A 23,051-nucleotide genomic window follows, 5' to 3' on the forward strand; every position below is an offset into this window, starting at 1 on the left:
TCAGCCGAATTGCTGCCAGCCCAAACGGATCACCATGACGATGACGACCATCAGCAGTACGACGCGCACGAACTTCGCGCCGTTGCGTAATGCCATGTGTGAGCCGATGATCGCGCCGGCCACATTGCCGACCGCCATGGCCGCGCCCAGCACGAACATGATGTGGCCGGTGACGCCGAAGTAGATCAGCGCGCCGACATTGGATCCGCAGTTGATTACCTTCGCCATCGCGGCCGCGCGCACGAATTCGGTGCCGAGCAGGGTGGCGAAGGTAATGATCAGGAAGGTGCCGGTGCCGGGGCCGAGCAGTCCGTCGTAGAATCCGATCAACCCGGCGGCCAGCGCAATCACCAGCACGAACTTGCGCCGGGACGGTGCGTGCGTGGCCAGGGTGATGCCGATCGACGGGCGCAGCGTGACGAATACCGCGACGCCGACCAGCACGACCATCACGATCGGGATGAACAGGTCGCGATCGATGAGGGACACCGCGGCCGCACCGGTCGCCGCGGTGACCGCAGCGATCGCCGCCGCGGGCAGCAGCGTGCGCCACCGCATGGGAACTTTGCGCGCGAATGTGATGACCGATGCGCTGGTGCCCGCGACCGCGGCGAGTTTATTGGTACCGAGCGCGGTCTGTGGTGCGATGCCCGGCGCGACGACGAACAATGTCGGGAGGATGATCAATCCGCCGCCGCCGACCACCGCATCCACCCAGCCCGCGGCGGTCGCGGCCGTTAGTAGGGCAGCCCAGTCTGAGAAATCCACCCGGTCACCCAACCAGATGGTTGGATCGTGCCTGTCCGCACCTAGGCTGATGCTCGTGCGCCGGTTCAGTCTGTGGCTTCGCGGCAAGCCCCTCATCTCGGATTCGCTATTGGCCGCCGTGCTGATGCTGCTCGAGATTCTCGCGGTCGGCAATTCCGATAGCAAGCTGGCCTACCTGGGAACCGGTGTGCTGTTGACGGGACCGGTGGCGTTTCGGCGGCTGTACCCGCGGGCGATGGCGGGCGTGATGCTCGGTCTCTCGATCGCCTCGACGCTGGTGAGCTACGCGTCCGACGACAACGCCGACCATATCGCGCTGTTGGGGCTCGGCATCATGCTCTACACGCTGGTCGCGTATGTCGGTCGCAAGGAAGCACTGTGGTATGTGCTCGGCCTGATCGCCTACAGCAGCATCTCATTTCTCGTGGTGCACAAACCGGCCGGCTCGGATCTGATCTTCACCGCGATGTTCTACGCGCTGTGCTGGACGTTGGCCGAATTCATCGGTGCCAGACACGCTTACGACCAAGAGGTGGCGGCACGGCTCGCAGTCGCCGACTACGACCGGGAACGCCGCGCGCACGATGCCGTCGCCGCCGAACGCACCCGCATCGCACGCGAACTGCACGATGTCGTCGCTCATGCGGTCAGTGTGATCATCGTGCAGGCCGACGGTGCGAAGTATGCGCTACGCCGCGATCCGGACGCGGCCGAACGGGCGTTGACCACGATCGCGAGCACCGGCCGGGATGCCTTGCGGGAATTGCGCCGAACCGTCGCACTGTTGCGCATCGAGCACGCTCCGGATCAGTTGCCGCAGCACGGAACCGCGGGGCTGGCGAAGGTGGTCGAAATGATGCGCGATACCGGCCTCGCGGTGGAACTCGAAATGACCGGGGAACTCGACGATATCGCGCCCGAGGTGAGTCTCGGCACGCACCGCATCGTGCAGGAATCACTGACCAATACGCTCCGGCACGCCGGCTCTCATCCGAAGGCATGGGTGCGGGTGCAGCGCGGCGATGCGGACGTGGTCATCGAAGTCACCGATACCGGCGGGGTTTCGGTGCAGGAGCAGGCCGTGAGCTCGATTGTCGGCGGCGGTATGGGATTGGTCGGCATGCGCGAACGCATCGCCGTACTCGGCGGCACGCTGGAAGCGGGCCGCACCGCCGACGGCACGTGGCGGGTACACGCGACCATTCCGCTGGTGCGCGGCAACGACAACGGTTAGCCGGGTGGCGTTTTGCGCCGATCGCGGTCCCGGTTCAGATCATATTGCGGTACCCGAAAGGCCGAACTCACCTTGGCCGACCGAATCTGGGTCTGCGGGTGTGGCCGTCGACTCGACCGCGATCACAACGCCGCGGTCAACCTCGCCGCGAGACGGTCTCGCTGAAATCTCGGTGTTGAGCGAGACGCTGTAGGTTTGATCGGGTGAGCATCGCGACTTCCAAGGATGTGGACGCCGAGTTCCTTGCGTTACCACTGCACGCGCTCGCCGACGCCGCGCTGTCCGCGGCGCGTGCGGCAGGCGCACAGCACGCCGATCTGCGGGTGCATCGGCTGGTCACCCAGTCGATCCGCCTGCGTGACGGCCGAGTCGAGGCGATCAGCAATGCCACCGACCTCGGCTTCGCCGTCCGCGTGATCGTCGACGGCACCTGGGGTTTCGCCTCGCATGCCGCACTCACCCCGGAGACCGCGGCCGAGGTCGCGCGCCGGGCGGTCACGGTGGCGACGACCCTACGCGCCCTCAATCGCGAGCGTGTCGAACTCGCCGACGAGCCGCGATACGACGATGTGCAGTGGGTTTCGGCCTACGACGTCGACCCGTTCACGGTGCCGACCGCCGACAAGGTCGGTGTACTGCAGGATTATTCGGGCCGTCTGTCCGCCGCCGACGGCGTCGATCACGTCACCGCCTCGGTGCTGCAGGTCAAGGAGCAGACCTTCTATGCCGACACCGTGGGCTCCGCGATCACGCAGCAGCGCGTGCGCCTGCACCCGCAGCTCGAGGCGATCACCGTGGACGCGGCGGCGGGCGCCTTCGAGACCATGTGCACCCTCGCCGCGCCAGTCGGACGCGGGTGGGAGTACGTCACTGGTGCGGACGGAATCTGGGACTGGAGTGACGAACTCGCACGGATCCCGGGGTGGCTTGCCGAGAAGGTGAAGGCGCCGAGCGTCGAGGCGGGCCCGACCGACCTGGTGATCGACCCGACCAATCTGTGGCTGACCATTCACGAATCCATCGGCCACGCCACCGAATACGACCGCGCCATCGGCTACGAATCCGCCTACGCGGGCACCTCGTTCGCGACCCCGGACAAACTCGGCACCTTGCAGTACGGAACGCCGATCATGCACGTCACCGGTGACCGCACCGAGGTGCACGGGCTGGCCTCGGTCGGCTACGACGACGAGGGCGTCGCTGGACAACGCTGGGATCTGGTGCGCGACGGCATTCTGGTCGGCTACCAACTCGACCGCGCCTTCGCCCCACGCCTCGGCCTCGAACGCTCCAACGGCTGCTCCTACGCGGACTCGGCGCACCATGTGCCGATCCAGCGCATGGCCAATGTGTCGCTGCAGCCGGATCCCGAAAACGACACCAGCACAGCCGAACTCATCTCCCGGGTCGAGAACGGCATCTATGTCGTCGGCGACAAGTCCTGGTCGATCGATATGCAGCGCTACAACTTCCAGTTCACCGGCCAGCGATTCTTCCGCATTCGCGACGGCAAGCTCGACGGTCAGCTGCGCGATGTCGCCTATCAGGCCACCACCACCGACTTCTGGGGTGCCATGGAGGCGGTCGGCGGACCGTCCACCTGGCGCCTCGGCGGCGCATTCAACTGCGGTAAGGCCCAACCCGGCCAGGTCGCGGCGGTCAGCCACGGCTGCCCGTCGGTCCTGGTGCGCGGCATCAACATTCTCAATACCCGGACGGAGGCAGGCCAGTGACCGAGGTGATGATGCCCGCTGGTGCCGTCGTCGAGCAGGCGCTCGCGCTGTCGCATGCGGACGAGGCGATGGTCATCGTCACCGATGCGCATGAGGCGTCACTGCGCTGGGCGGGCAACTCGATGACCACCAATGGCTCCTCGATTTCCCGCGACTGGGCGGTCATTTCGATCTTCCGCGACGGCCCGAACTCCGCACGCGTCGGCAGCGTCGGCTCCACCAGCGTCGACCCGGCCGAGATCGAAGCGGTTGTCCGCGCCAGCGAGACGGCGGCCCGTAGCGCCGAACCCGCGAAGGATGCAATGCCGCTGCTCATGCCGGATTCGGCTGGTCTGCCGCACGCCGCCGGCGACTGGGCGGCCGCACCGGGCAGCACCGGGATCGAGGTGTTCACCGACCTCGCCCGCGACCTGGCCGGCGGATTCGACGGCGCCGATCGGCTCTACGGTTTCGCCCACCACCAGATGCATACGATGTGGCTGGGCACGTCCACAGGTATTCGCCGTCGCTTCGTGCAGCCCACCGGTTCGGTGGAGATCAATGGAAAGCGGGGCGAGGGCGCGGATCTCGCGAGTGCGTGGGTTGGTGTCGGCACCTCGGACTTCACCGATGTCGACGTACCCGGGCTGCTCACCGAATTGTCACGGCGGTTGGATTGGTCCAAGCGACGGGTCGAGCTGCCCGCGGGTCGCTACGAAACCCTACTACCGCCCTCGGCTGTCGCGGATCTGATGATCTACCTGGCGTGGTCCATGGAGGGCCGCGGCGCGCACGAGGGGCACAGCGCCTTCGCCAAGGCTGGCGGCACCCGAATCGGAGAGCGGCTCAGCGATATCCCACTGACGCTCTACTCCGATCCGAACGCGCGCGGCCTCGAATATCGTCCGTTCGTGGCGACTTCGTCGTCCTCGGAATCGCTGTCGGTGTTCGACAACGGTATGTCGGCCGGGCGGGTGGACTGGCTACGCGACGGCGTGATCCAATCGCTGGTCTACCCACGTGCCACCGCCGCCGAATTCGGCGCTCCCACTACGGTTCCCGGCGATAACCTGCTGATGACCGGCGGCTCCCGCGCGAGCATCGATGCGATGATCGCTGATACCGAGCGCGGCCTACTACTGACCACGCTCTGGTACATCCGCGAGGTCGATCCCGCCACCCTGCTGCTCACCGGTCTCACCCGCGACGGCGTCTACCTGGTCGAAAACGGCGCGGTCACCGCCGCGGTCAATAACTTCCGATTCAACGAAAGCCCCCTCGACCTGCTGCGCCGCACCACCGAAGCTGGTGCCACCGAAACCACCCTCCCCCGGGAATGGAAGGACTGGTTCACCCGAACCGCCATGCCGCCCTTGCGAATCCCGGATTTCCACATGTCCTCGGTCAGCCAGGCGACCTGACGGCGGTGGGCTCCCGCCGCGGGAGCCCGCAAACTACGCGGCCGGGGTGATCTCGAGGCCGATGGTGCCGGACTTGCCGCGGCGAATGCTGCTCGCGGTCACCAGAATCGGGCCGAGTAGCCAGTACTTCTTCTTGATCAGCTTGCGCACCCGTTCGGTGCCGGCGGCATCGAGCACCCGGCCGGTGCCTTCGATGACGTCACCGCGCGGCTTACCGGACGGACTGCACGGCTGGAAGGTGACGGCGGGATTGTTGCGCAGCCGCTTGACCTTCCAGCTGTTGGTCTCGGTCCACACATACAGCTTGCCATCGTCCTCGGCGGCCCAAACGGCGGTGCCGACCGGTGTGCCATCCTTGCGGAAGGTCGTCAGCAGCACGTAATCGGCCTTGCCGACCGCACCCAGCGTGTTCGTCATGCGGCCAGCCTATCCGCCAGCGGACCGGCGGGCGCCCGCCATCAGTCCGGCATCCGGTATTCACCCGCCTCCATGCGCTCGAGTACGCCACCGGTCCATTGCGACAGGTTGTCGAATACGCCGCTCCACAGCTCGAGCAGATCGGTTGCATGTGGCGGTTCGTATCGGCCGGGGAAGGTCGGGATCATGGCGAGCAGATCGTCGCGAACAGCCGCGGCATTGCGGCGTTGTTCGCGCAACTTCTCGACGACGTGCGCGCGTGGCAGCGCATCCATGAACGCGATCCCCGCACCGAGTTCCTCCATATCGACGCTGACCAGCGCCTCGTCCATGAGCTTGCGGAACTCGGCCTCCCCCGCCTCGGTCAGTTCGAACAGGGTCCGCCCCGGACCCTCGGCACTCCCCTGGGTTCCGTACGCGCTCAATTTCCCTTCCTGCGTCAGCTGTTTCAGCGCGTGATAGATGGACCCAGGCTTCACATTCGTCCAGGTTTCGGCACGCCATGACAGCAGTTCGCGACGCACGGCATAGCCATAGGTCGGCTGACGCAACCGCATCACGCCGAGGACCAGCAGGCGCACCGCCGACATCCGGACATCCCTTCTCTCGAAACGGCCATACTACTCAAATTTGACTTCTGACATTTCACCGCCATAATCTCCGGTAGTCAAAATTGATTACCGCAAGTGAGGTAGGCGATGACGGGCGATACAACGGTTCCGGTGTTGTGGAGCGGCGATCTGAAGGACACCCTCGACTTCTACCGAGCTCTGGGCTACACGGTGACCCGTGAGCAGACCAGGCCATACGCCTACGGCGCGATCGAGGCCAATGGCTGCGCGGTCCATTTCGCCGCCGCTCCGCCGGGCACCGAACTCCCCACGGAACAGGTCTGCTGCCTGGTCATGCTCGACGATGTCGCGGAGCGCCACGGCGCATTCACCGCGGCACTGCGCAAGCGTTACGGGAAGGTCCCCGCGAAGGGCTGCCCGCGCATCACCCGATTCCGGCCCGGCCAAAGCAGATTCAGTGTGGTCGACCCGGTGGGCAATACCATCATCTACATCCAGCGCGACGAGCCCGAAGACGTCGAGTACGGCGGCTCGCGCGAACTCGACGGCCTGGCACGGGTGCTGGACAATGCCCGCATCCTGCGCGATTTCAAGAATGACGATGCGACCGCGATCCGGGTGCTCGAGGTCGGCCTCGGTCGCTACTCCGCGCAAGCGTCGACTGCCGATAAGGCTCGGGCGCTCGCGGCGCTGACCGAATTGGCCATCGCCACCGGCGATTCCGAGCGGGCCGAGGAGTTGCGCGCCGAACTCAGGACCATGCCGCTCTCGGCAGCCGAACGCGCGAGCGTCGCGACCGAGACGCGCGCCGCCACCGATCTCGCGGATTGGCTCTCTCAAACAGATTGAGACAGGTTATGCGGCCGTCAACACCTGCGGCCCGTCCGCGGTGATCGCGATCGTGTGCTCGGAGTGCGCGGTCCGCGAACCATCCGCCGAGCGGATCGTCCAACCATCCGGATCCGTGTAAATCCGGTCGGTCGTGCGCGCGAACCACGGCTCGATCGCAATGGTCAACCCGGGCCGCAGCAGATACCCGCGACCCGCACGCCCCACATTCGCCACATGCGGATCCTCGTGCATTGTCCGCCCGAGCCCGTGCCCGCCGAATTCGGTATTCACCGGATAGCCGTTCGCCCGCGCGACCTCCGCGATGGCGGCGGAGATATCGCCCATCCGATTGCCGGGCAACGCAACCGCGATCGCGGCCGCCAGCGCGTCCTCGGTAGCCTTGATCAGCCGCAGATCCTCCGCATCGGCGGTACCGACGATCATGCTGGTAGCCGAGTCGGCTACCCATCCGTCGATGCCCAGCGCCAGATCCATGGTCAGCACATCACCGTCGCGCAGCGCATAATCGAACGGAAGTCCGTGCAGGACAGCATCATTCACCGACAGACAAACCATATTACGGAACGGACCGCGGCCGAACGACGGCGCATAGTCCCAGTAGCACGACACCGCGCCACGCTGCCGAATCCGCTGCCGCACATGCGCTTCCAGATCCAGCAGATTCACGCCGACCCGGGCCAGCACCCGCAGTTCCGCCAGGATCTCGGCGACAAAATGCCCCGCCACTCGCATGCGTTCGATCTCCTCCGGTGACTTCAACTCCACCATGTCCAACCTCCATCTCGGTATTTTAATACCGAGCATAGCGGTTGTCGGTATAAAAATACCAACTACCCGCTGACCAGGCGATGTGCTATGTTCGCGAACGCGAGAGAGCACTGGTTTGTTTCGTTTTTCGCCGCCCCGAGCGGCATGCGTTCCGCCCGATCGACTGCCCGATAGCGAACGTAGAGGAGCAAACGATGAGCCTGCGCCGCAAGGCACTCGTCGCCGCCGTCGCGCTGGCCGTGGCCCTGGCCACTCCCGCCTGCGGCGGCGAGTCGGCCAAGCACGAGAACCAGTCGGGCACCGCCGCAGGCCCCGCCCGCAACCCTTATCTCGCCGCCGCGACCTACGGGCTCACCCACATCGATCCGGGCCAGTCCGATACCTTCCCGTACGAAACGCCATCGGGCGAATTTCATATCGATCCCAAGCAGCAGCAGCGCATCACCGCGGGACCGGTCAACATCATGACGCTCGCCGCCACCGATCCGGACCACATGTGGGTCTCCTCCACCCAGGGCGTGGTCTATGTCCAGGTCGGCAATGGCATGTTCCACGAAATCGCCCGCGCGGACGCACCGGGTGTGACACCGCTGGCGCCGCAGGCATTGAACCAGGTGCTAGACCAGAACTTCACCGACGTAGGTCAGGTGGAGGCCGCCGTACACGACGACTGGCGCCTCGATTGGACGCGCATCACCAATGGCGTCTACAGCCTGGTGGACAAGGATAATCGGGTCTACTACGTCACGCAGAATGCGCAGATCGTCGTGTTCGGTTTGAAGAATTCGAACAATCCCGAAGCGGGCGTACGGATTCTGCGCACCCTCGACTTCAAACCCTGGCTCGGCACCGGTCCCGGTCTCGGCGGCCAACCCGAGTCCATCGTCGGCCTGAATATGACCTATGACGGCAAATTGGCCGTACTCAGCACCCGAGGGCTATCGATTATCGACCGCAGCCTGCAAGGCGAACCGCAGCAGGTTCATTTCGGCGCCGACGAGGTGGTCTCCAACGCGATGGCCGTGGACGAGAAGGGCGGGATCTACGCCGCCTCCGACAAGATCATGCGCAAGGTCGTGTGGACCGGCTCCAAACTCTCGACCGCAGCGGCCGATGGGGCATGGGAATCGCCCTATGATTTCGGACGCCAGCCGCCCGCGGTGAAGTTCGGCATCGGCACCGGCTCGACCCCCACACTGATGGGCTACGGCAACGACGACCGGCTCGTGGTGATCACCGACGGCGCCGACCGGATGAAGCTCGTCGCGTTCTGGCGCGACGCCATCCCCGAAGGGTTCCAACCCAAACCGGGCACCAAATCCGATCGGATCGCCGACCAGATCCCAGTGACGGCCGGCCTGAATCCACAGCCCGAGTTCATCCAGAGCGAGCAGTCGGTCGTGGTGGACGGCTACGGCGCCTTCGTGGTCAACAATGCTCGACCGCAAGGCGCACCGGACCGGCTCGTCGATGTGCTGGCGGGCGGTCCGGTATTCACGGCACCATCGGGCATCGAGCGATTCCAATGGGATCCGGCCGACCACAGTTGGTCATCGGTGTGGTCACGTCCCGATGTGGTCTCGACCAGCATGGTGCCCAGCCAGAGCAGCAAGTCCGGCGTGGTTTTCGTCAACGGCTACACCAAGATCGACGGCTGGGAGGTGACCGGCCTGGACTGGAAATCAGGAAGGACGGTGTACCGCACCATCTTCGGGCAGAGCAACCTCGGTAACGGCGCCTACGCGCTGATCCAGTTCTTCCCGAACGGGGATCTGCTGTTCAACAGTATCGGCGGACCATTCCGAGTGAAGCACAACGGCTGAGCCTGAGGGCCCCAGCCGGCGGAGGGGAAGCCCTAGGCGATGAACTGGCCGATGATCGCACCGATCGCACAGCCGATGATGGCACCCACCAGGAAGAACCAGATCCCGATGAGAATGCCGATGACACAACCGATCATCTCGCCGACCTCGACGACGGCGAAGGATCCCTGTGCCTGGTGCCGCCCTGGCACGGAGGCCGACGCCGGGGTCAGCATCAATTCCGTGCTGGTGTCGTCCAACGCCGGCGTGAGGGTGAACGTCTGCCCGGTCTGGGCCTGCAAGGTCGTCGGAATGGCGCCGACGACGGTGCCGTCGTCCGCGGTCACGGTGACCGCGTCGGGGCCGAGCGTGAATCTGCCGGCGGCCAGCCGGACCAGCGCGCTGGCGTGATCGGCGGCGAGGGTGGTGGTGTAGGCGACGGAGCCGGCGTTCGCACCAATGGTGACGTCCGAGGCCACCCCGGCCTGACCGTTGGCCATGACGGTGGTTGTACCGGTGGCCGCGATGGCCAAGATCGCAGTCGCCAGGAGTTTCTTGATCTTCACCGCACTTCCATTCGTTCCGATTTTCGATGTTCCCAGACGAACGGCACCGAATATGATCGCTCCCGGCTATCTTCTCGGCTTCGGACAATATCGCATTTCAGAGCGAATCGTTGGCCAACATGCCGCTTGATAGCTATTTAATCGCAATCATTTCCGGTACGTGACGGCCCGTCGAGCCGGGCTACCGGCGGAGAAAGGCCCCCACGTCACCCATCGCTCTTATTGTCCAGTTTCGTTCGTTGTCACCCGTGTCGGCTCCGGCCCCTACTGCTATGCCAATACTCTCAGTGCCGCGCTCGGGCAGACCTCGCCGCCCGCTCTGATCGAGACGCCGAAGGCCGCGTTCGTCACCGCGTGGGCAAGTCCGATCAGCTACTGCGTCGGAAGCTACCCGTTACGCACCGGTTTCCGGCAGACGACGAACGAATCCCGCTGCGGTGCAGAGCATTCCCACACTCGGGGCGTGGATTACTGCGGCGGATTCCAGCTCAGCACCGGATCCAGGTTGCGCAACATCGCGCTGCTCGACGACAGTCGGATCGCAGTGTCACGCAATAGGGTTGCGGTCGGCGACGACAATTGAGCCACGTCGCCGATGATTCGGGAACGCCGCACAATGGACTGGGTGCGCTTGCGGCGCAGCCGATCGTATTCGGCCAACGCGGACTCGATCGGCTGCCGGTCCAGTACTGCGGCGAGGGTCACCGCATCCTCGAGAGCTTGGTTGGCACCCTGCCCGAGATTCGGAGTCATGGCGTGGGCGGCGTCGCCGAGCAGGGCGACGCGCTGACGAACGAAGGTGTCCAGGGGCGGCAGATCGTAGATGTCGTGGCGCAGCACAGCGTCCGGGTCGACCGCGGCAAGGGCGGCGGGAATCGGATCGGCCCAGTGCGCGAATCTGCGCCGCACCTCGGCAAATTCCCGCCCCGGGAACCGCTGCCCCTCCGGCGCGTCGGCGACGCCGAACAGATATGCACACCCGTCCCGCAACGGGACGACTCCAAACCGCTCACCCCGGCCCCAGGTTTCACTACCACCGGGCACGAAGCCCAGAGGGCGGGTGATCATCCGCCAGGCGGTGTAGCCGGAGTACCGGGGCTCGCGCGCATGCGGCCAGAGCGACTCCCGCACTACGCTACGGATCCCGTCAGCACCGACGACGAGATCAGCCTCTGACACGCCACCGGTGTGCGTGACCCGCACTTTCGTGCCGTTGTTGTCGACGGCGGTGACCACGATGCCGAGTCGCAGGGTATCCACCGGCAGGGCCGCGGCCAGGATGGCGAACAGATCGCCGCGGCGAATGGCGACCGTCGACCCGTACCGACGCTCGAGCTCTGCCGTATCGGTCTTGGACAGCCACTTACCGGTCCTGTTGCGGATACCGGCCTCGGCGTCGATCCGCCCGGCCGTCCTGACCTCTTGCCCACGGCCGAGCGCATCCAGCGCCCGCACACCGTTGGCCCATAACGAGATTCCCGATCCCACTTCCCCAATCTCGGATGCCCGCTCGAGCACCTCGACTTTCCAGCCACGGTCGGCCAGGGCGATGGCTGTGGCCAGACCACCGATGCCGCCGCCCACCACGATCGCCGTCCTGTTATCAGTCACGATAACCTCCACTACAGATGTAGTTATCCTTTTGACTACAGTTGTAGTGGACGATGCGACAGATAGGAAGCAACCGTGACCGACACCGCAGACCGACGCACGCTTCTGGCCGACGCGGCGATCGAAACCCTGGCCCGCTCCGGCCTGCGTGGGCTCACCCACCGTGCGGTCGACCAGACTGCGGGCCTACCGGAAGGCTCCTGCTCCAACCACTTCCGCACCCGTGAGTCCCTGCTCGAAGCAGCCGTGCACCGCCTCGCCGAACTGGACACCGACGAGCTCGCCACCGAACCCCTCGACAACCCGGCAGTCGACGAGGTCGCCGACATCCTCAGCAACCTCGTCGACCGCTTCATCACCATCGACCGCGACCGCATGCTGGCCCGCTACGAACTGGCCCTCGAATCGACCCGCCGCACCCAGCTGCGCACGGCCTTGACTGATGGCGGAGCTCAGATCCGCGCCTTAGCCTCACACCTCTTCGCCGAACTCGGCGCACCCGACCCGGAGGTACGCGCGCACGCGTTCGTCGCCTGCATCGACGGTCTGATATTCGACCAACTGGCAGGCGCAGGCACCACCGCCGACCCCTACTCGCAGCGCCTCAGCGAAATCATCCGAATCCTGTTGCGCAGCTTCATCTCTTGACCCATGAAGCCCGCATCACTGCGGCCCATCACCTCGACCATTCGGTGATTCCGTCAACAATCATGGCGACTGCCTTGTTGATCGTGTTCGCGGTCAAGCCGCGGCCCAGGTGGGTGGCGTGGATGTGAGTCAGGCATCTTAAATGCCTGTCCTCGAGCTGGCCGACGATCTCTCCGCCGTCGGCGCGAGTGTGTACTGCTACCGCGTGCGAACACTGCATGCGGCCAACCCGCTCACCGGCGGCCATTGCATCGAGCTGCCCCTACTCTTCGGCGATGAGCCGGTCTGGCGCACCGCACCCATGCTGGGGGGAATGGGGGTTGAGGGATATCCGTGCGATAAGTAGCTCTAAGTCGCAGACCAAGCGCGCTGGGCTCGTCATGCCCAGCGGTTGGGTGGCGACCAGGACGACAATCTGAAGGACTATCTTTCGTTCGCGATGCCCGAGTTGATTGCTGGCAGTTTGTCCATACCGTCGGTGTCGGTTGTGGCCGGGGCGGATGCTCGTGTGGATTTCCGGGGCAGCAGCAGCGCGGGTACGACCGCGACAGCGCCGATCGCGAGTGCCCACCAGTAGGTTTGGGTGAACGCGTGAGTCAGCGTATGGGTGATTCCCTCGGCTCGGTCCGTTCTCGTGAACGCCTCTGAACCGGGGGCCCGGTGTTCGATGTTGCGCTGGACCAGCACCAGCAGCACTGCGACGCCGAACGAACTCGCCGCGCGAAGGCTGACGTTGGTAGCGGTGGTGGCCGAAGGGATTTCCGTGCGCTGCAACGTCTGATAGCTGGCGCTCATCGCGGCAGGCATGATCGTGCCGTGCCCCAGACCGATCAGGAACAGTGCTGCCACAACCAGGGCGTTGCTGGTGTCGGGGCCGATCTGGGCGAGGAAGACGATACCGAGCAACACGACGGGCAGTCCGGTGAGGATCAGCAGTCGCGGGGAGTGCTTGTCGGTCAGTTTTCCGGTGATCAGCGTCGTCATCATCGCGCCCAGCCCCAGGGGCGCGACCATCGCTCCCGAACGCAGCGGGCTGTCGCCGTCGACGGACTGGAAGTGCAAGGGCAGCAGCGCCGTCAGTCCGGACAAGGTACCGATGTAGACGAACACCAGCACGTTGACCGCGGCGAAATTCCTGTCCCGCAGCAGCCGGACATCGACCAGGGCCGCATCGCCCTTGCGGCGGGCGTGCAGGACATAGCAGGCGATCAAAGCAACTCCGGTCAACACGGATATCGGTCGGGCTCGTTCCGCTGCCCGCTTGTGCGGTGCCGTACACCAGCGCGCCCAAACCGGGTGACAGCAGCGCCAATCCGAGGATGTCGAGTCTGGCGTCGCGGTCGCGGACCTGGTCGGTCGGCAGTAGCCGAATCGCGGCGAGGACGGCTATCGCGCACAGGGGAACGTTGATGTAGAACATCCACCGCCACGACAGGTGGCCGAGGATCAGGCCGCCGACGGTCGGGCCGAGGACTGGGGCGAGCATGGCGGGCACCGCGACCGCGCTCATGGCGCGCCCCATCCGGGTGGGTCCGGCGGTGCGGGCCAGCATGGTCTGACCGATCGGCAGGATCACGCCGGCGCCGAAGCCCTGCAGCACTCGGAATGTGATGAGGCTGGTGATGTTCCAGGCCATTCCGCACAGCACCGATCCGGTGATGAACAGCAGCAGCGAGGCGATCCACATCGTCTTCGGGCCGAACCGCACAATCGCCCAACCCGACAGCGGGATGCTGGCCGACAGCGCCAGGGTGTATCCGGTCAGCACCCACTGGATCGCCGACGGCGATGTATGGAACTGGGTGGCGAGGGTGCTCACGGCGACGCTGGTGATCGTGGTGTCGAGGATCGTCATGATCGCGCCGAGAAGCACCACGACCACAACTGTGCGCAAGGCCGGGTCGAAGGCGGTTGATGCCGTTCGCGGTTGTGTCATTGCAGGATCCCCCTCATCGTTATCGATACACTGTATCGATAACGATACGGTGTTCTGTCAAGCGATACGGTGTCACGGGTAGACTGCGGGCCGTGGAGCTGCACGATTCCGGCGAAGACAACGTCTCTTCCGGTACCCCGATCTGGGCGCGAGAGTCACCGCGGCGGCGACCGGCGGTGACCAGGGACGACATCGTCGCCGCGGCAATGGATCTCGCGAATTCCGAGGGCCTCGACGCCGTGTCCATGCGCCGAGTCGCCTCACGGCTGGGCGTCGGACCGATGGCGCTCTACACGCACATCGACAGCAAGGACGACCTGTTCGACCTGCTCGCCGACGCGCTGGCAGGCGAGATCATCCTCGACGAGAACGAGCTCACCGCGGACTGGCGTGCATCGATCACGCAGGTGGCCCGCAGCGAGCGCGCCATGATCAAACGGCATCCCTGGGCCACAGACCTCGTCGGCAAGCGCACGACAATCGGACCGAACGCACTGCTGCACATCGAACAATCACTCAAAGCGCTGGACGGACTGGGTATTTCACCGGCGCAGGCGACACAGATCGTGCAAGCGGTCGACCAGTACACCACTGGATTCGTCCTGCGCGAGACCCTGGCATCCTCGCCAGAGTCGTTCGGCCTCGACTCGCCCACCGGCGCCTACGTTCGCGACGCGGCGACCAAGGCCGGCCACCAGCGGCTGGTGGAACTCCTCGGGCACAACCCTTCCGAGCTTCCCGACCCCGACGAGAGTTTCGAACAAGGACTGCGCTGGCTACTGGAAGGTATCGCGCGCGACATCACCGGTCCGTGACCCCAGGAGGCGTCTCAGAAAGCTCACGTGGCGCATTGCCGCCCGCCAAGTACGCCTGCCCGTCTGCGGAGGCATTGATGACCTGGCAGGCTCGCACGGACCCCGCTGCTCGGCGGCGGAAGTAGCCGCGCTACCTGCGGTTCAGGCTTTGAACGAGTGCAGGCTGGCCACACACAGGGTCTGCTCGGCGTCGAACCATACGAAGGTGCTGACCGGCTGGAAGCCCAGGCGCAAGGCGAGACTGAGCGAGCGTTTGTTGGCCGTTTGCGTCGCGATGAGGACTGGCTGGTCGGGGAGTTCGTCTGCGGCGGCTAGCAATACGGCTGTAGCCGCCTCGCTCGCCAGCCCTGCGCCCCAGATATCGGGCCGCATCAGGTAACCCAGTTCCAGTTCCTCACCGTCTTCGGTGACATGACCGGGGTAGTCGGCGGCGCGTCGTTTGAGCTCGAATGTTCCGAGAAGGTCGTCGGTGGCTTTGTCGGCGATGACGAAGGTGCCGGGGGTGGTGGTGGCGTTGGCAGCGCCACCGATCTCGTCGAGGTATTGCTCGACACGCTCTCGAGGAAGCGGGCCGCCGATGTAAGCCCCGACCTGCGGGTCGGTCCGTAGCTCGATGAGCCTTTCCCGATCGGTATCGCGCGCTTTGCGCAGCAGCACGCGCTGCGCTGCAATCTCGACAGCGGACAGCATCGGCAACTGATTCACGTGGCCCTCCCCTTTGCTGGACGTTTGATCCATAAGATCATGTTGCTCGGCTACACACATCGGTCACTGCCCACTTTCCGCGCACACCTGAACCGGCCGCCCGAAGCGGAAACCATTGTCTTGCTGGTAGTTTCAGCGCGTGAGGTCCAGGGTGTCGAATCGGTGGGCGGACCAGATGCGGCGTGAGGGTTCCTCGGGGTAGGGCTGGGTGACCGGTTCGGCATGGTAGACGCGGGTGGTTCGTTTCTCCGGATCGTAGGGGGCCCAGCCGGGTTTGCCAGTGGTCGCGAAGTTCACCCAGTCAGTGCGCATGTGCTGGCCGACATGGGAGATCTCGTTCGCTGCGTTCGGGTGGGCAGCGCGGTGAGCGCGTACCTCTTCGGGACTGAGGGTGCCGAACAGGAGTAGGAAGTCCAGGCAGTGCGAGGCGCCCTGTTCGGAGTTGAAGCTCCAGGCCAGTTCGTAGAGCCACACGGGTCCGCCGCCGGTGTGGGCAGCGTCGGCCAGGTGCAGGCTCGGCATCCGGAACAGCCAGTCGGTATGGACAAGCTCGAATCGCCGGCCGGGGGTGGCGTCCGGATAGGCGGCGCGGTAGAGCCGGTCGCCTTCCGCGTCCGGTGCGAGGTGTTCGAATGCCGCGGCCATTTGTACTGGGGTCGGTTCGCTGCCGGGTCGGGAGGTATAGAGCCGGAACTCGTCTCGGGTGTGGCCGATGAGCAGGTCCACCGCACGCGCGGCACCATCGGCGACCGCACTCCACGGTGCGCACGGAAGCACGTCGCCGCCGACGACGGGCGAGAACGGGGTGGGCGTGAGCGCCATCGGACCCCAGATATCCACGAACTCCGGCATTTTCGCGATGACCGCAGTGGTCGCGTCGGTCACGGCCCGTGGCGGGAGACTGGCAAGGTCCGCGACGCTGGCCTGCACGCCGAGCTGGGCGGCGATCGTGGTCGAGATCGCGGTGGCGAGCTGTGGGGTGAAGTAGGTGCCGGGCATGCTTTGGCTGATCGCCCGTCGAAACAGTCCGGCCGCCTTCGGCATGACGAGCAGGGCGGCGATGCACGCCCCGCCGGCGGATTGGCCGAAAACGGTGACGTTGGCCGGGTCGCCGCCGAACGCGGCGATATTGTCCTGGACCCAGCCCAATGCGGCGATCTGGTCGAGGATGCCGCGGTTGTCGGGGGCGCCGGTGATGCGGGCGAACCCGTCGACGCCGACGCGATAGTTCATGCTGGCCACCACTACACCCGCCTCGGCGAGTGCGGCCCCGTCGCAGTGCGGGTTGGCGGTGTTGTTCTCCAGGTAGGTGCCGCCCTGAATCCACACCATCACAGGCAGTTTCGCGGCACCTAGCTCGGGTGACCAGACATTGAGGGTCAAACAGTCTTCGGAGCCATCGTCGGTACTGCCGGATACCGACGACATCACCGAACCAGTGTTACTCGCTTGCGGAACCGGCGGTCCGAACTGCTGTGCGTCGCGGACTCCGTCCCACGGCTGTGCAGGAACCGGGGCTGCGAACCGTCGTGCGCCGACCGGTGGCTCGGCGTAGCGGATGCCCCGGAAGACCGTGATGGGGCCTTCCCGCCTGCCGCGCACGACTCCGGCCGCAGTACGGATTTCAGGTTCGATGTCCACGCGATGCTCGCCTTCCTGCGGTACCCGATTCACGACCTTCAGCCGAAACCGCAGGCTACCCAGAAGGATTCGCGGACGGCTACGGATTATCCGCCCGCGTTCGCGCCTCGTTGTCACGCCGCCGCCCTCGCCCAGGCAAGCCGCCCGTATCGCGAGTCGACACGGGCTCTGGAGAGGCATTCTGGGAATCCGAAGGTCAGCCGTCGGAGGGGGAGCTTGCCAGGGTTTCTGCGCTGTACGGGAGCCCTTGACCGAGTGCCCAGTTCTCCGTGATCCGGCCGCTGTCGATCCGGAAGATCTCGATCATCATCGGCTGCGGGCCATCGTGGGCGACCGGGATTCCTTCGATAGACGAGCGAACCGCGACCTTGTCGCGGTCGACCAGAACATCTTCGGCTACAACGCGTATGCCGGGGAATTGGGCAACGAGACTGCGCCAGGCTGCCATGACTCACTCGCTGGGATCCAGCAGACACAAGGTTGTCGGATCGGGTTTCAGGTAGACGCCCGCATTCTGGGAGTCGGCTCGGTCGCCACCTGCGGATCGATCGGCCGCACCTCTGCGCACGACCATGGGTATGGGGGCGCCCCATCCCCATGGCGAGAACCGCCGTTTTACGTCTTATCAACCACCTGTGAGGAACGCAGCACTAGGCGGCGGCAAGGTCGACGACCAGTTCGGCACCGGTCGCGGACTTCACCTGCTCGATGGTGACGTCGGGCGCGAGTTCCCGCAGTACCAGTGCGCCGTCCTGGACGTCGATAACGCCGAGATCGGTGATGATGCGCTGCACCACCGCCTGGCCCGTCAGCGGGAGCGAGCACTGCTCGACGATCTTGGCGCCGCCATCACGGTCGGTGTGTTCCATGACCACGATGACGCGCCGGGCACCGTGCACCAGATCCATGGCACCGCCCATACCCTTGACCATCTTGCCCGGCACCATCCAGTTGGCGAGGTCCCCGTTCCGGGAGACCTGCATACCACCGAGGACCGCGGTGTCGATGTGCCCACCGCGAATCATGCCGAACGACAACGCCGAATCGAAGAACGCCGCACCCGGGTTCACCGTCACCGTTTCCTTTCCGGCGTTGATCAGGTCGGGGTCGACCTGATCATCCGTCGGGTAGGGACCGGTGCCGAGGATGCCGTTCTCCGAGTGGAGGACCACCTTCACCCCGTCGGGGAGGTAGTTGGGGATCAAGGTCGGCAGGCCGATCCCCAGGTTGACGTACTCACCGTCGATCATCTCGGCCGCGGCGCGCGCGGCCATCTGCTCCCGTGACCAGCTCATACTGCATCCTCTCGGGCATGAGCGGAGCCCTGCGTGGTCACGCTACGCTGCCGCCTCCGGGCCTGACCGCTCATGCCGACACCGTCCGTTTCTCGATTCGCTTGTCCCCCACACCCGTATGCACCACCCGCTGCACGAACACGCCCGGCAGATGAACCTGCGCGGGATCGAGTTCGCCCGGCTCGACCAACTTCTCCACCTGTGCGATGGTGACCCGGCCCGCCATCGCGGCCAACGGGTTGAAATTCATCGCGGTTTTGTTGAACACGAGATTGCCCTCCGTGTCACCGATCTCGGCGTGCACGAGCGCGTAGTCCGTGACGATCGACTCCTCGAGCACGAACGTCTTGCCGCCGAACTCGCGAGTCTCCTTGGACGGCGACGCGATCGCGACCGAGCCGTCGGCGTGGTAACGCCACGGCAACCCGCCATCGGACACCGGGGTGCCGACACCGGCCGGGGTGTAGAACGCGGGGATACCCGCGCCCCCAGCCCGCAGCCGCTCGGCGAGCGTGCCCTGCGGGGTCAACTCCACCTCGAGCTCACCCGACAGATACTGCCGCGCGAACTCCTTGTTCTCACCCACGTACGACGCGGTGACGCGACGGATCCGACCGGCCGACAACAGGATTCCCAGCCCCCAGTCGTCGACACCGCAGTTGTTGGAGAACACCTCGAGCCCTGACACGCCGAGTTCGGCCAGACCACAGATCAGCTCGCTCGGGATGCCGCACAGACCGAAACCACCGACCGCTAGCGACGATCCGTCGGCGATGTCCGCGACGGCCTCCGCCGCGGTCGCGAAGACCTTGCTCATCGGGCGTCCCCCGTCGCGGGCAGGATGCGGGCACGGACTTCCCCGAAGCCGATGCGGCCGCCGCTCGCGCCGGGCGCGGTCGCCGAGATCGAGATCTCGTCGCCGTCCTCGATGAACGTGCGCTGCTCGTCACCGACGGTGACGGGTTCGGCGCCACCCCAGGTCAATTCGATGAAGGCACCGCGTTGTGCCTTCTCGGGACCCGAGATGGTGCCGGACCCGAACAGGTCGCCGGTGCTGGCGGCGGCACCGTTGACGGTGGTATGCGCCAGCATCTGCGCAGGCGACCAGTACATCTGTGCGTACGGCGGGCGGGAGACGACGTGACCGTTCCACTCGACCTCGAGGTCGATGTCCAGACCCCACTTCTCCTCGCCCTGCAGGTACGGCAGCGGAGTCGGATCCTGCACCGGGGTGTCGATGCGGGCGGCCTCGAGCGCCAGCAGCGGAACGACCCACGCGGAGACCGATGTCGCGAAGCTCTTGCCCAGGTTCGGGCCCAGCGGGACGTACTCCCACGCCTGGATGTCACGTGCCGACCAGTCGTTGAGGATCACCACTCCGAAGCAGTGCTCGGCGAACTGATCCGGGGTGATCGAGGAGCCCATCGGCGAGCCGACACCGACGATGAAGCCCATCTCGGCCTCGATGTCGAGGCGGATCGACGGACCGAACGACGGCACGGTGTCGGCGGGGGCCTTACGCTGCCCGCACGGACGGACGATATCGGTGCCGGAGACGACGACGGTGCTGGAGCGGCCGTGGTAGCCGACCGGCAGATGCTTCCAGTTCGGCATCAGCGCAGCCGAATCCGGACGGAACAGCCTGCCGAGGTTGGTCGCGTGGTTCTCCGACGCGTAGAAGTCGACGTAGTCCGCGACTGCGATGGGCAGGTGCATCGTGACGTCGTCGATGGAGAAGACCGCGTCGTCGGCGATCTCACCGGACACCAGCTCGGTGATCCGTGCGCGGACCGCGACCCACCGCTCGCGGCCCTGGGCCATGAACGCGTTGAGGGTCGGGTGGGCGAAGACCTCGTCGCCGAGGGCCTTCGCTAGGTCGACAACGCTGTCACCGACGCGCACACCGACCCGTTGCCCGGCATCAGCGGTCGAGAACACGCCGTAGGGCAGGTTGTCGACACCGAACAGAGAATCGGCGGGGATCGAGATGACGGTCATACGTGGGGTCCTTCCTCGGTCGAGGTGGAGTCCACCGAGCCGACAAGCGCGGAGGGCTCGGTGGAAGCTTGGGGCACCAGTCCGAGGCCGACCAGTTCGGTCAGCGGATCGCTGATGCTGCAGGTGCCGAAGGACCGGAAGGTTGCGCGCAGAGCCTCCACCGCCTCGGCAGACAGCCCTGCCAATTCTCGGGCGAGACTCGTTCCGTCACGATCGGCGAGCGTGGCCGCGATGTCGTCGACACCCGCCCCATCGACGGCCCGGTGGGTCGCGAGCATGACGTTGAGGAAGCCGTGCTGCTCGAATCCCGTGTGCGGGTCCGTGTTCCGCACCGCATGGTGCAGACCGGCGGTTCCCTTGAACCGCACGCCCGCACCGACGACCGCGTGAATGGCGGCGGCAAGCTCGGCCTCATCCGGGTAGGCGGTGGCGACGATGCCGCCGGTGCGGAACTTTGCCGCGTACGGCGTACTCGCCAGGTGGGACAGGATCTCGGCACGGCGGTCGTCGCGCGGGACCTCGACGAAGATGTCGACATCCGGTGCGGTCGAGGCGATCTCGTCGAGCGCGGCGAACAGCTCGTCGGGAGTCTGTCCCCCGGGCACGGCGATCTCCAACGCGACGAGCTGCACGTCGTCGATGCCGCGCAGCTGTTCGAGCGCACCGGGAACGGCAGCGGTGCCGCCGGGCACGGTGAGACTCAGCTCGAGCCGGCCGTCGGTCGCAGCGAGGATCACGGGCAGCTCACCCAGCCGCGGCGCGGGGAACACGAACGGCCCCACCAGCGCGGCGTGGTCGCTGCTCTGGTGCACGAAATGCGCGGGGACCGCTTCGCCGATCGCGGCGTTCCCCGGTGGGAACAGCGCCGCATCGTCGCACAGGCCCCGCACCAGTGCAGAGATGGTCATTTGTTCGGCCCCCTTCCGGACCAGCTCCAGGCGTAGGCCTGGTCCTCGCATGCCAACGCACCCTCACCGAGCTCGAGCGGGCGGAACGTGTCGACCATGACGGCGAGCTCGTCGAAGAACTCGACGCCGATGCTGCGCTCGTACGCGCCGGGCTGCGGGCCGTGGGCGTGGCCGCCGGGATGAATCGAGATCGAACCCTGGCCGATACCCGAACCCTTACGGGCCTCGTAGTCGCCACCGCAATAGAACATGATCTCGTCAGAGTCGACATTGGAGTGGTAATACGGCACCGGAATCGACAGCGGATGATAGTCGACCTTGCGTGGCACGAAGTTACAGATCACGAAATTATTGCCCTCGAACGCCTGATGCGCCGGCGGCGGTTGGTGCACGCGGCCGGTGATGGGCTCGTAGTCGGAGATGTTGAAGGTGTACGGGTACAGGCAGCCGTCCCAGCCGACGACGTCGAACGGGTGGTTCGGGTACACCATGCGGGTGCCGGCGATCCGACCGCCGGCCCGGTGCTTGACCAGCACCTCGACATCGGTGCCCTCAGCGACCAGCGGCTCGGTGGGGCCGTGCAGGTCGCGCTCGCAGTACGGTGCGTGCTCGAGCAGCTGACCGTACTTCGACAGGTAGCGCTTGGGCGGGACGATGTGACTGTTTGCCTCGATCGCATACGCGCGCAACGGCTCCGACCCCTGCGGCACCCAGCGGTGGGTGGTCGACATCGGGATCAGGACGTAGTCACCCTGACGTGCGTGCAGGGCACCGAACACGGTCTCGACGATCGCCTCGCCCGATTCGACGTACACCATCTCGTCGCCGAGCGAGTTGCGGTACAGCGGGGACTCATTGGCAGAGACCACATACGAGATGCGCACGTCGGCGTTGCCGAGAATCAGTCGGCGGCCGGTGACGACGTCGGTCTCGCCCCACGTCTCCGCTGGAAAGAGGTCGTGGAGCTTCAGGTGCCGCGGCTTGAGCGGATGGTTGGGGGTGGTGCTCTGGTCACGCAGCTCCCACACCGTGGCGTCGACGATGGCCGACGGGATGTGACGGTGGTACAGCAGCGACGAATCCGACGAGAAGCCCTCCTCGCCCATCAGCTCCTCGAAATAGAGCCGGCCGTTCTCGTCCCGGTGCTGGGTGTGACGCTTCGGCGGGATATTGCCGAGCTGTCGATAGAACGCCATGACCGGCCTCCTGATGGGTTCGCGCCCGGTTCGCTCCGGGCTGTGGTCGTCACCGTCGGTGGAACAGCATCGCGGCTGTGATCGTCACTACCCTCCGGTTAGTAAACACATTAACTAGTTTCGGCGCGTGAACGCAACCACATGACCAGTCTCGCCTTCACGCACCCGCCCCTGCCCCACGATGTA

The 23,051-nt window shown here is 65.7% G+C and carries 24 protein-coding genes and 1 pseudogene; 9 read left to right on the forward strand and 16 right to left on the reverse strand.

What is annotated here, in order from left to right:
- Positions 1-768 carry a TSUP family transporter gene (locus AB0J29_RS05010; protein WP_364779416.1) on the reverse strand — a complete coding sequence of 256 codons (768 nt, stop codon included), beginning with the start codon at positions 766-768 and terminating at the stop codon, positions 1-3.
- Positions 769-823: 55 nt separating this feature from the next.
- On the opposite strand from AB0J29_RS05010, the gene AB0J29_RS05015 reads away from it, so the two are divergent.
- From AB0J29_RS05015 to AB0J29_RS05030, 4 genes are read left to right on the forward strand one after another with little or no spacing between them, the layout of a single operon-like run.
- Complete coding sequence (locus tag AB0J29_RS05015; protein WP_364779419.1) at positions 824-2,002, forward strand: histidine kinase; 1,179 nt, start codon at positions 824-826, stop codon at positions 2,000-2,002.
- 12 nt (positions 2,003-2,014) lie between these two features.
- Positions 2,015-2,167, forward strand: coding sequence for a zinc ribbon domain-containing protein (locus AB0J29_RS05020; protein ID WP_364779422.1), 153 nt, complete (start codon positions 2,015-2,017; stop codon positions 2,165-2,167).
- Between the two features lie 38 nt (positions 2,168-2,205).
- A complete protein-coding gene (locus AB0J29_RS05025; protein ID WP_364779426.1) occupies positions 2,206-3,735 on the forward strand; it encodes a TldD/PmbA family protein in 1,530 nt (509 codons plus the stop codon).
- Positions 3,736-3,743: 8 nt separating this feature from the next.
- Positions 3,744-5,135 carry a metallopeptidase TldD-related protein gene (locus tag AB0J29_RS05030; protein ID WP_364779982.1) on the forward strand — a complete coding sequence of 464 codons (1,392 nt, stop codon included), beginning with the start codon at positions 3,744-3,746 and terminating at the stop codon, positions 5,133-5,135.
- A gap of 33 nt (positions 5,136-5,168) precedes the next feature.
- On the opposite strand, the gene AB0J29_RS05035 is transcribed toward AB0J29_RS05030, so the two are convergent.
- Both AB0J29_RS05035 and AB0J29_RS05040 read right to left on the reverse strand, forming a co-directional pair.
- On the reverse strand, positions 5,169-5,552 hold the full coding sequence (locus AB0J29_RS05035; RefSeq protein WP_364779429.1) for a PPOX class F420-dependent oxidoreductase: 384 nt from the start codon (positions 5,550-5,552) through the stop codon (positions 5,169-5,171).
- 41 nt (positions 5,553-5,593) lie between these two features.
- Entirely contained in the window at positions 5,594-6,142 is a 549-nt protein-coding gene (locus AB0J29_RS05040; RefSeq protein ID WP_364779432.1) for a PadR family transcriptional regulator, read from the reverse strand.
- A gap of 108 nt (positions 6,143-6,250) precedes the next feature.
- Here AB0J29_RS05040 and AB0J29_RS05045 point away from each other — a divergent pair, with 108 nt between their 5' ends.
- Positions 6,251-6,973, forward strand: coding sequence for a glyoxalase (locus AB0J29_RS05045; protein WP_364779435.1), 723 nt, complete (start codon positions 6,251-6,253; stop codon positions 6,971-6,973).
- 6 nt (positions 6,974-6,979) lie between these two features.
- Here the strand turns inward: AB0J29_RS05045 and map are convergent, their stop codons facing one another.
- A complete protein-coding gene (gene map / locus AB0J29_RS05050) occupies positions 6,980-7,744 on the reverse strand; it encodes a type I methionyl aminopeptidase (protein ID WP_364779438.1) in 765 nt (254 codons plus the stop codon).
- A gap of 194 nt (positions 7,745-7,938) precedes the next feature.
- Here map and AB0J29_RS05055 point away from each other — a divergent pair, with 194 nt between their 5' ends.
- A complete protein-coding gene (locus AB0J29_RS05055) occupies positions 7,939-9,567 on the forward strand; it encodes a hypothetical protein (RefSeq protein WP_364779441.1) in 1,629 nt (542 codons plus the stop codon).
- A gap of 32 nt (positions 9,568-9,599) precedes the next feature.
- Here the strand turns inward: AB0J29_RS05055 and AB0J29_RS05060 are convergent, their stop codons facing one another.
- Both AB0J29_RS05060 and AB0J29_RS05065 read right to left on the reverse strand, forming a co-directional pair.
- Positions 9,600-10,112, reverse strand: coding sequence for a hypothetical protein (locus tag AB0J29_RS05060; protein ID WP_364779444.1), 513 nt, complete (start codon positions 10,110-10,112; stop codon positions 9,600-9,602).
- A gap of 468 nt (positions 10,113-10,580) precedes the next feature.
- Positions 10,581-11,723 carry an FAD-dependent monooxygenase gene (locus AB0J29_RS05065; RefSeq protein WP_364779447.1) on the reverse strand — a complete coding sequence of 381 codons (1,143 nt, stop codon included), beginning with the start codon at positions 11,721-11,723 and terminating at the stop codon, positions 10,581-10,583.
- A 75-nt stretch (positions 11,724-11,798) separates the two neighbouring features.
- Between AB0J29_RS05065 and AB0J29_RS05070 the strand changes: the two genes are divergently transcribed.
- Entirely contained in the window at positions 11,799-12,371 is a 573-nt protein-coding gene (locus AB0J29_RS05070) for a TetR/AcrR family transcriptional regulator (RefSeq protein ID WP_364779450.1), read from the forward strand.
- A 142-nt stretch (positions 12,372-12,513) separates the two neighbouring features.
- Positions 12,514-12,717, forward strand: a complete 204-nt coding sequence (locus AB0J29_RS05075) for a hypothetical protein (RefSeq protein WP_364779454.1) — start codon at positions 12,514-12,516, stop codon at positions 12,715-12,717.
- 77 nt (positions 12,718-12,794) lie between these two features.
- Here the strand turns inward: AB0J29_RS05075 and AB0J29_RS05080 are convergent, their stop codons facing one another.
- Both AB0J29_RS05080 and AB0J29_RS05085 read right to left on the reverse strand, forming a co-directional pair.
- Positions 12,795-13,598, reverse strand: coding sequence for an MFS transporter (locus tag AB0J29_RS05080; RefSeq protein WP_364779457.1), 804 nt, complete (start codon positions 13,596-13,598; stop codon positions 12,795-12,797).
- Between the two features lie 73 nt (positions 13,599-13,671).
- Positions 13,672-14,307 (reverse strand): annotated as a pseudogene (locus tag AB0J29_RS05085) (MFS transporter); the annotation flags it as partial.
- Between the two features lie 92 nt (positions 14,308-14,399).
- Between AB0J29_RS05085 and AB0J29_RS05090 the strand changes: the two are divergent.
- The gene (locus AB0J29_RS05090; protein ID WP_364779460.1) at positions 14,400-15,122 is read left to right on the forward strand and encodes a TetR/AcrR family transcriptional regulator; all 723 of its coding nucleotides are present in this window, start codon (positions 14,400-14,402) and stop codon (positions 15,120-15,122) included.
- 141 nt (positions 15,123-15,263) lie between these two features.
- On the opposite strand, the gene AB0J29_RS05095 is transcribed toward AB0J29_RS05090, so the two are convergent.
- The 8 genes from AB0J29_RS05095 to AB0J29_RS05130 all read right to left on the reverse strand — a co-directional run bounded on the left by AB0J29_RS05095 (position 15,264) and on the right by AB0J29_RS05130 (position 22,865).
- Positions 15,264-15,812: a GNAT family N-acetyltransferase gene (locus AB0J29_RS05095; protein WP_364779985.1), complete on the reverse strand. Its 549-nt coding sequence runs from the start codon at positions 15,810-15,812 to the stop codon at positions 15,264-15,266.
- 147 nt (positions 15,813-15,959) lie between these two features.
- The gene (locus tag AB0J29_RS05100; protein WP_364779463.1) at positions 15,960-17,468 is read right to left on the reverse strand and encodes a carboxylesterase family protein; all 1,509 of its coding nucleotides are present in this window, start codon (positions 17,466-17,468) and stop codon (positions 15,960-15,962) included.
- 196 nt (positions 17,469-17,664) lie between these two features.
- A complete protein-coding gene (locus AB0J29_RS05105; RefSeq protein WP_364779466.1) occupies positions 17,665-17,916 on the reverse strand; it encodes a nuclear transport factor 2 family protein in 252 nt (83 codons plus the stop codon).
- Between the two features lie 202 nt (positions 17,917-18,118).
- Positions 18,119-18,763, reverse strand: a complete 645-nt coding sequence (locus AB0J29_RS05110; RefSeq protein WP_364779469.1) for a CoA transferase subunit B — start codon at positions 18,761-18,763, stop codon at positions 18,119-18,121.
- Positions 18,764-18,833: 70 nt separating this feature from the next.
- Positions 18,834-19,580, reverse strand: a complete 747-nt coding sequence (locus AB0J29_RS05115) for a CoA transferase subunit A (RefSeq protein ID WP_364779472.1) — start codon at positions 19,578-19,580, stop codon at positions 18,834-18,836.
- A complete protein-coding gene (gene fahA, locus AB0J29_RS05120; RefSeq protein ID WP_364779475.1) occupies positions 19,577-20,761 on the reverse strand; it encodes a fumarylacetoacetase in 1,185 nt (394 codons plus the stop codon). The genes AB0J29_RS05115 and fahA overlap by 4 nt, the downstream gene beginning before the upstream one ends.
- Positions 20,758-21,669, reverse strand: a complete 912-nt coding sequence (locus tag AB0J29_RS05125) for a hypothetical protein (RefSeq protein WP_364779478.1) — start codon at positions 21,667-21,669, stop codon at positions 20,758-20,760. The genes fahA and AB0J29_RS05125 overlap by 4 nt, the downstream gene beginning before the upstream one ends.
- Positions 21,666-22,865, reverse strand: a complete 1,200-nt coding sequence (locus AB0J29_RS05130; RefSeq protein ID WP_364779481.1) for a homogentisate 1,2-dioxygenase domain-containing protein — start codon at positions 22,863-22,865, stop codon at positions 21,666-21,668. The genes AB0J29_RS05125 and AB0J29_RS05130 overlap by 4 nt, the downstream gene beginning before the upstream one ends.
- Positions 22,866-23,051 lie beyond the last annotated feature (186 nt).

This window comes from Nocardia sp. NPDC049707 (assembly GCF_040674855.1).
In the GTDB taxonomy this organism is placed as follows: Bacteria; Actinomycetota; Actinomycetes; order Mycobacteriales; family Mycobacteriaceae; genus Nocardia.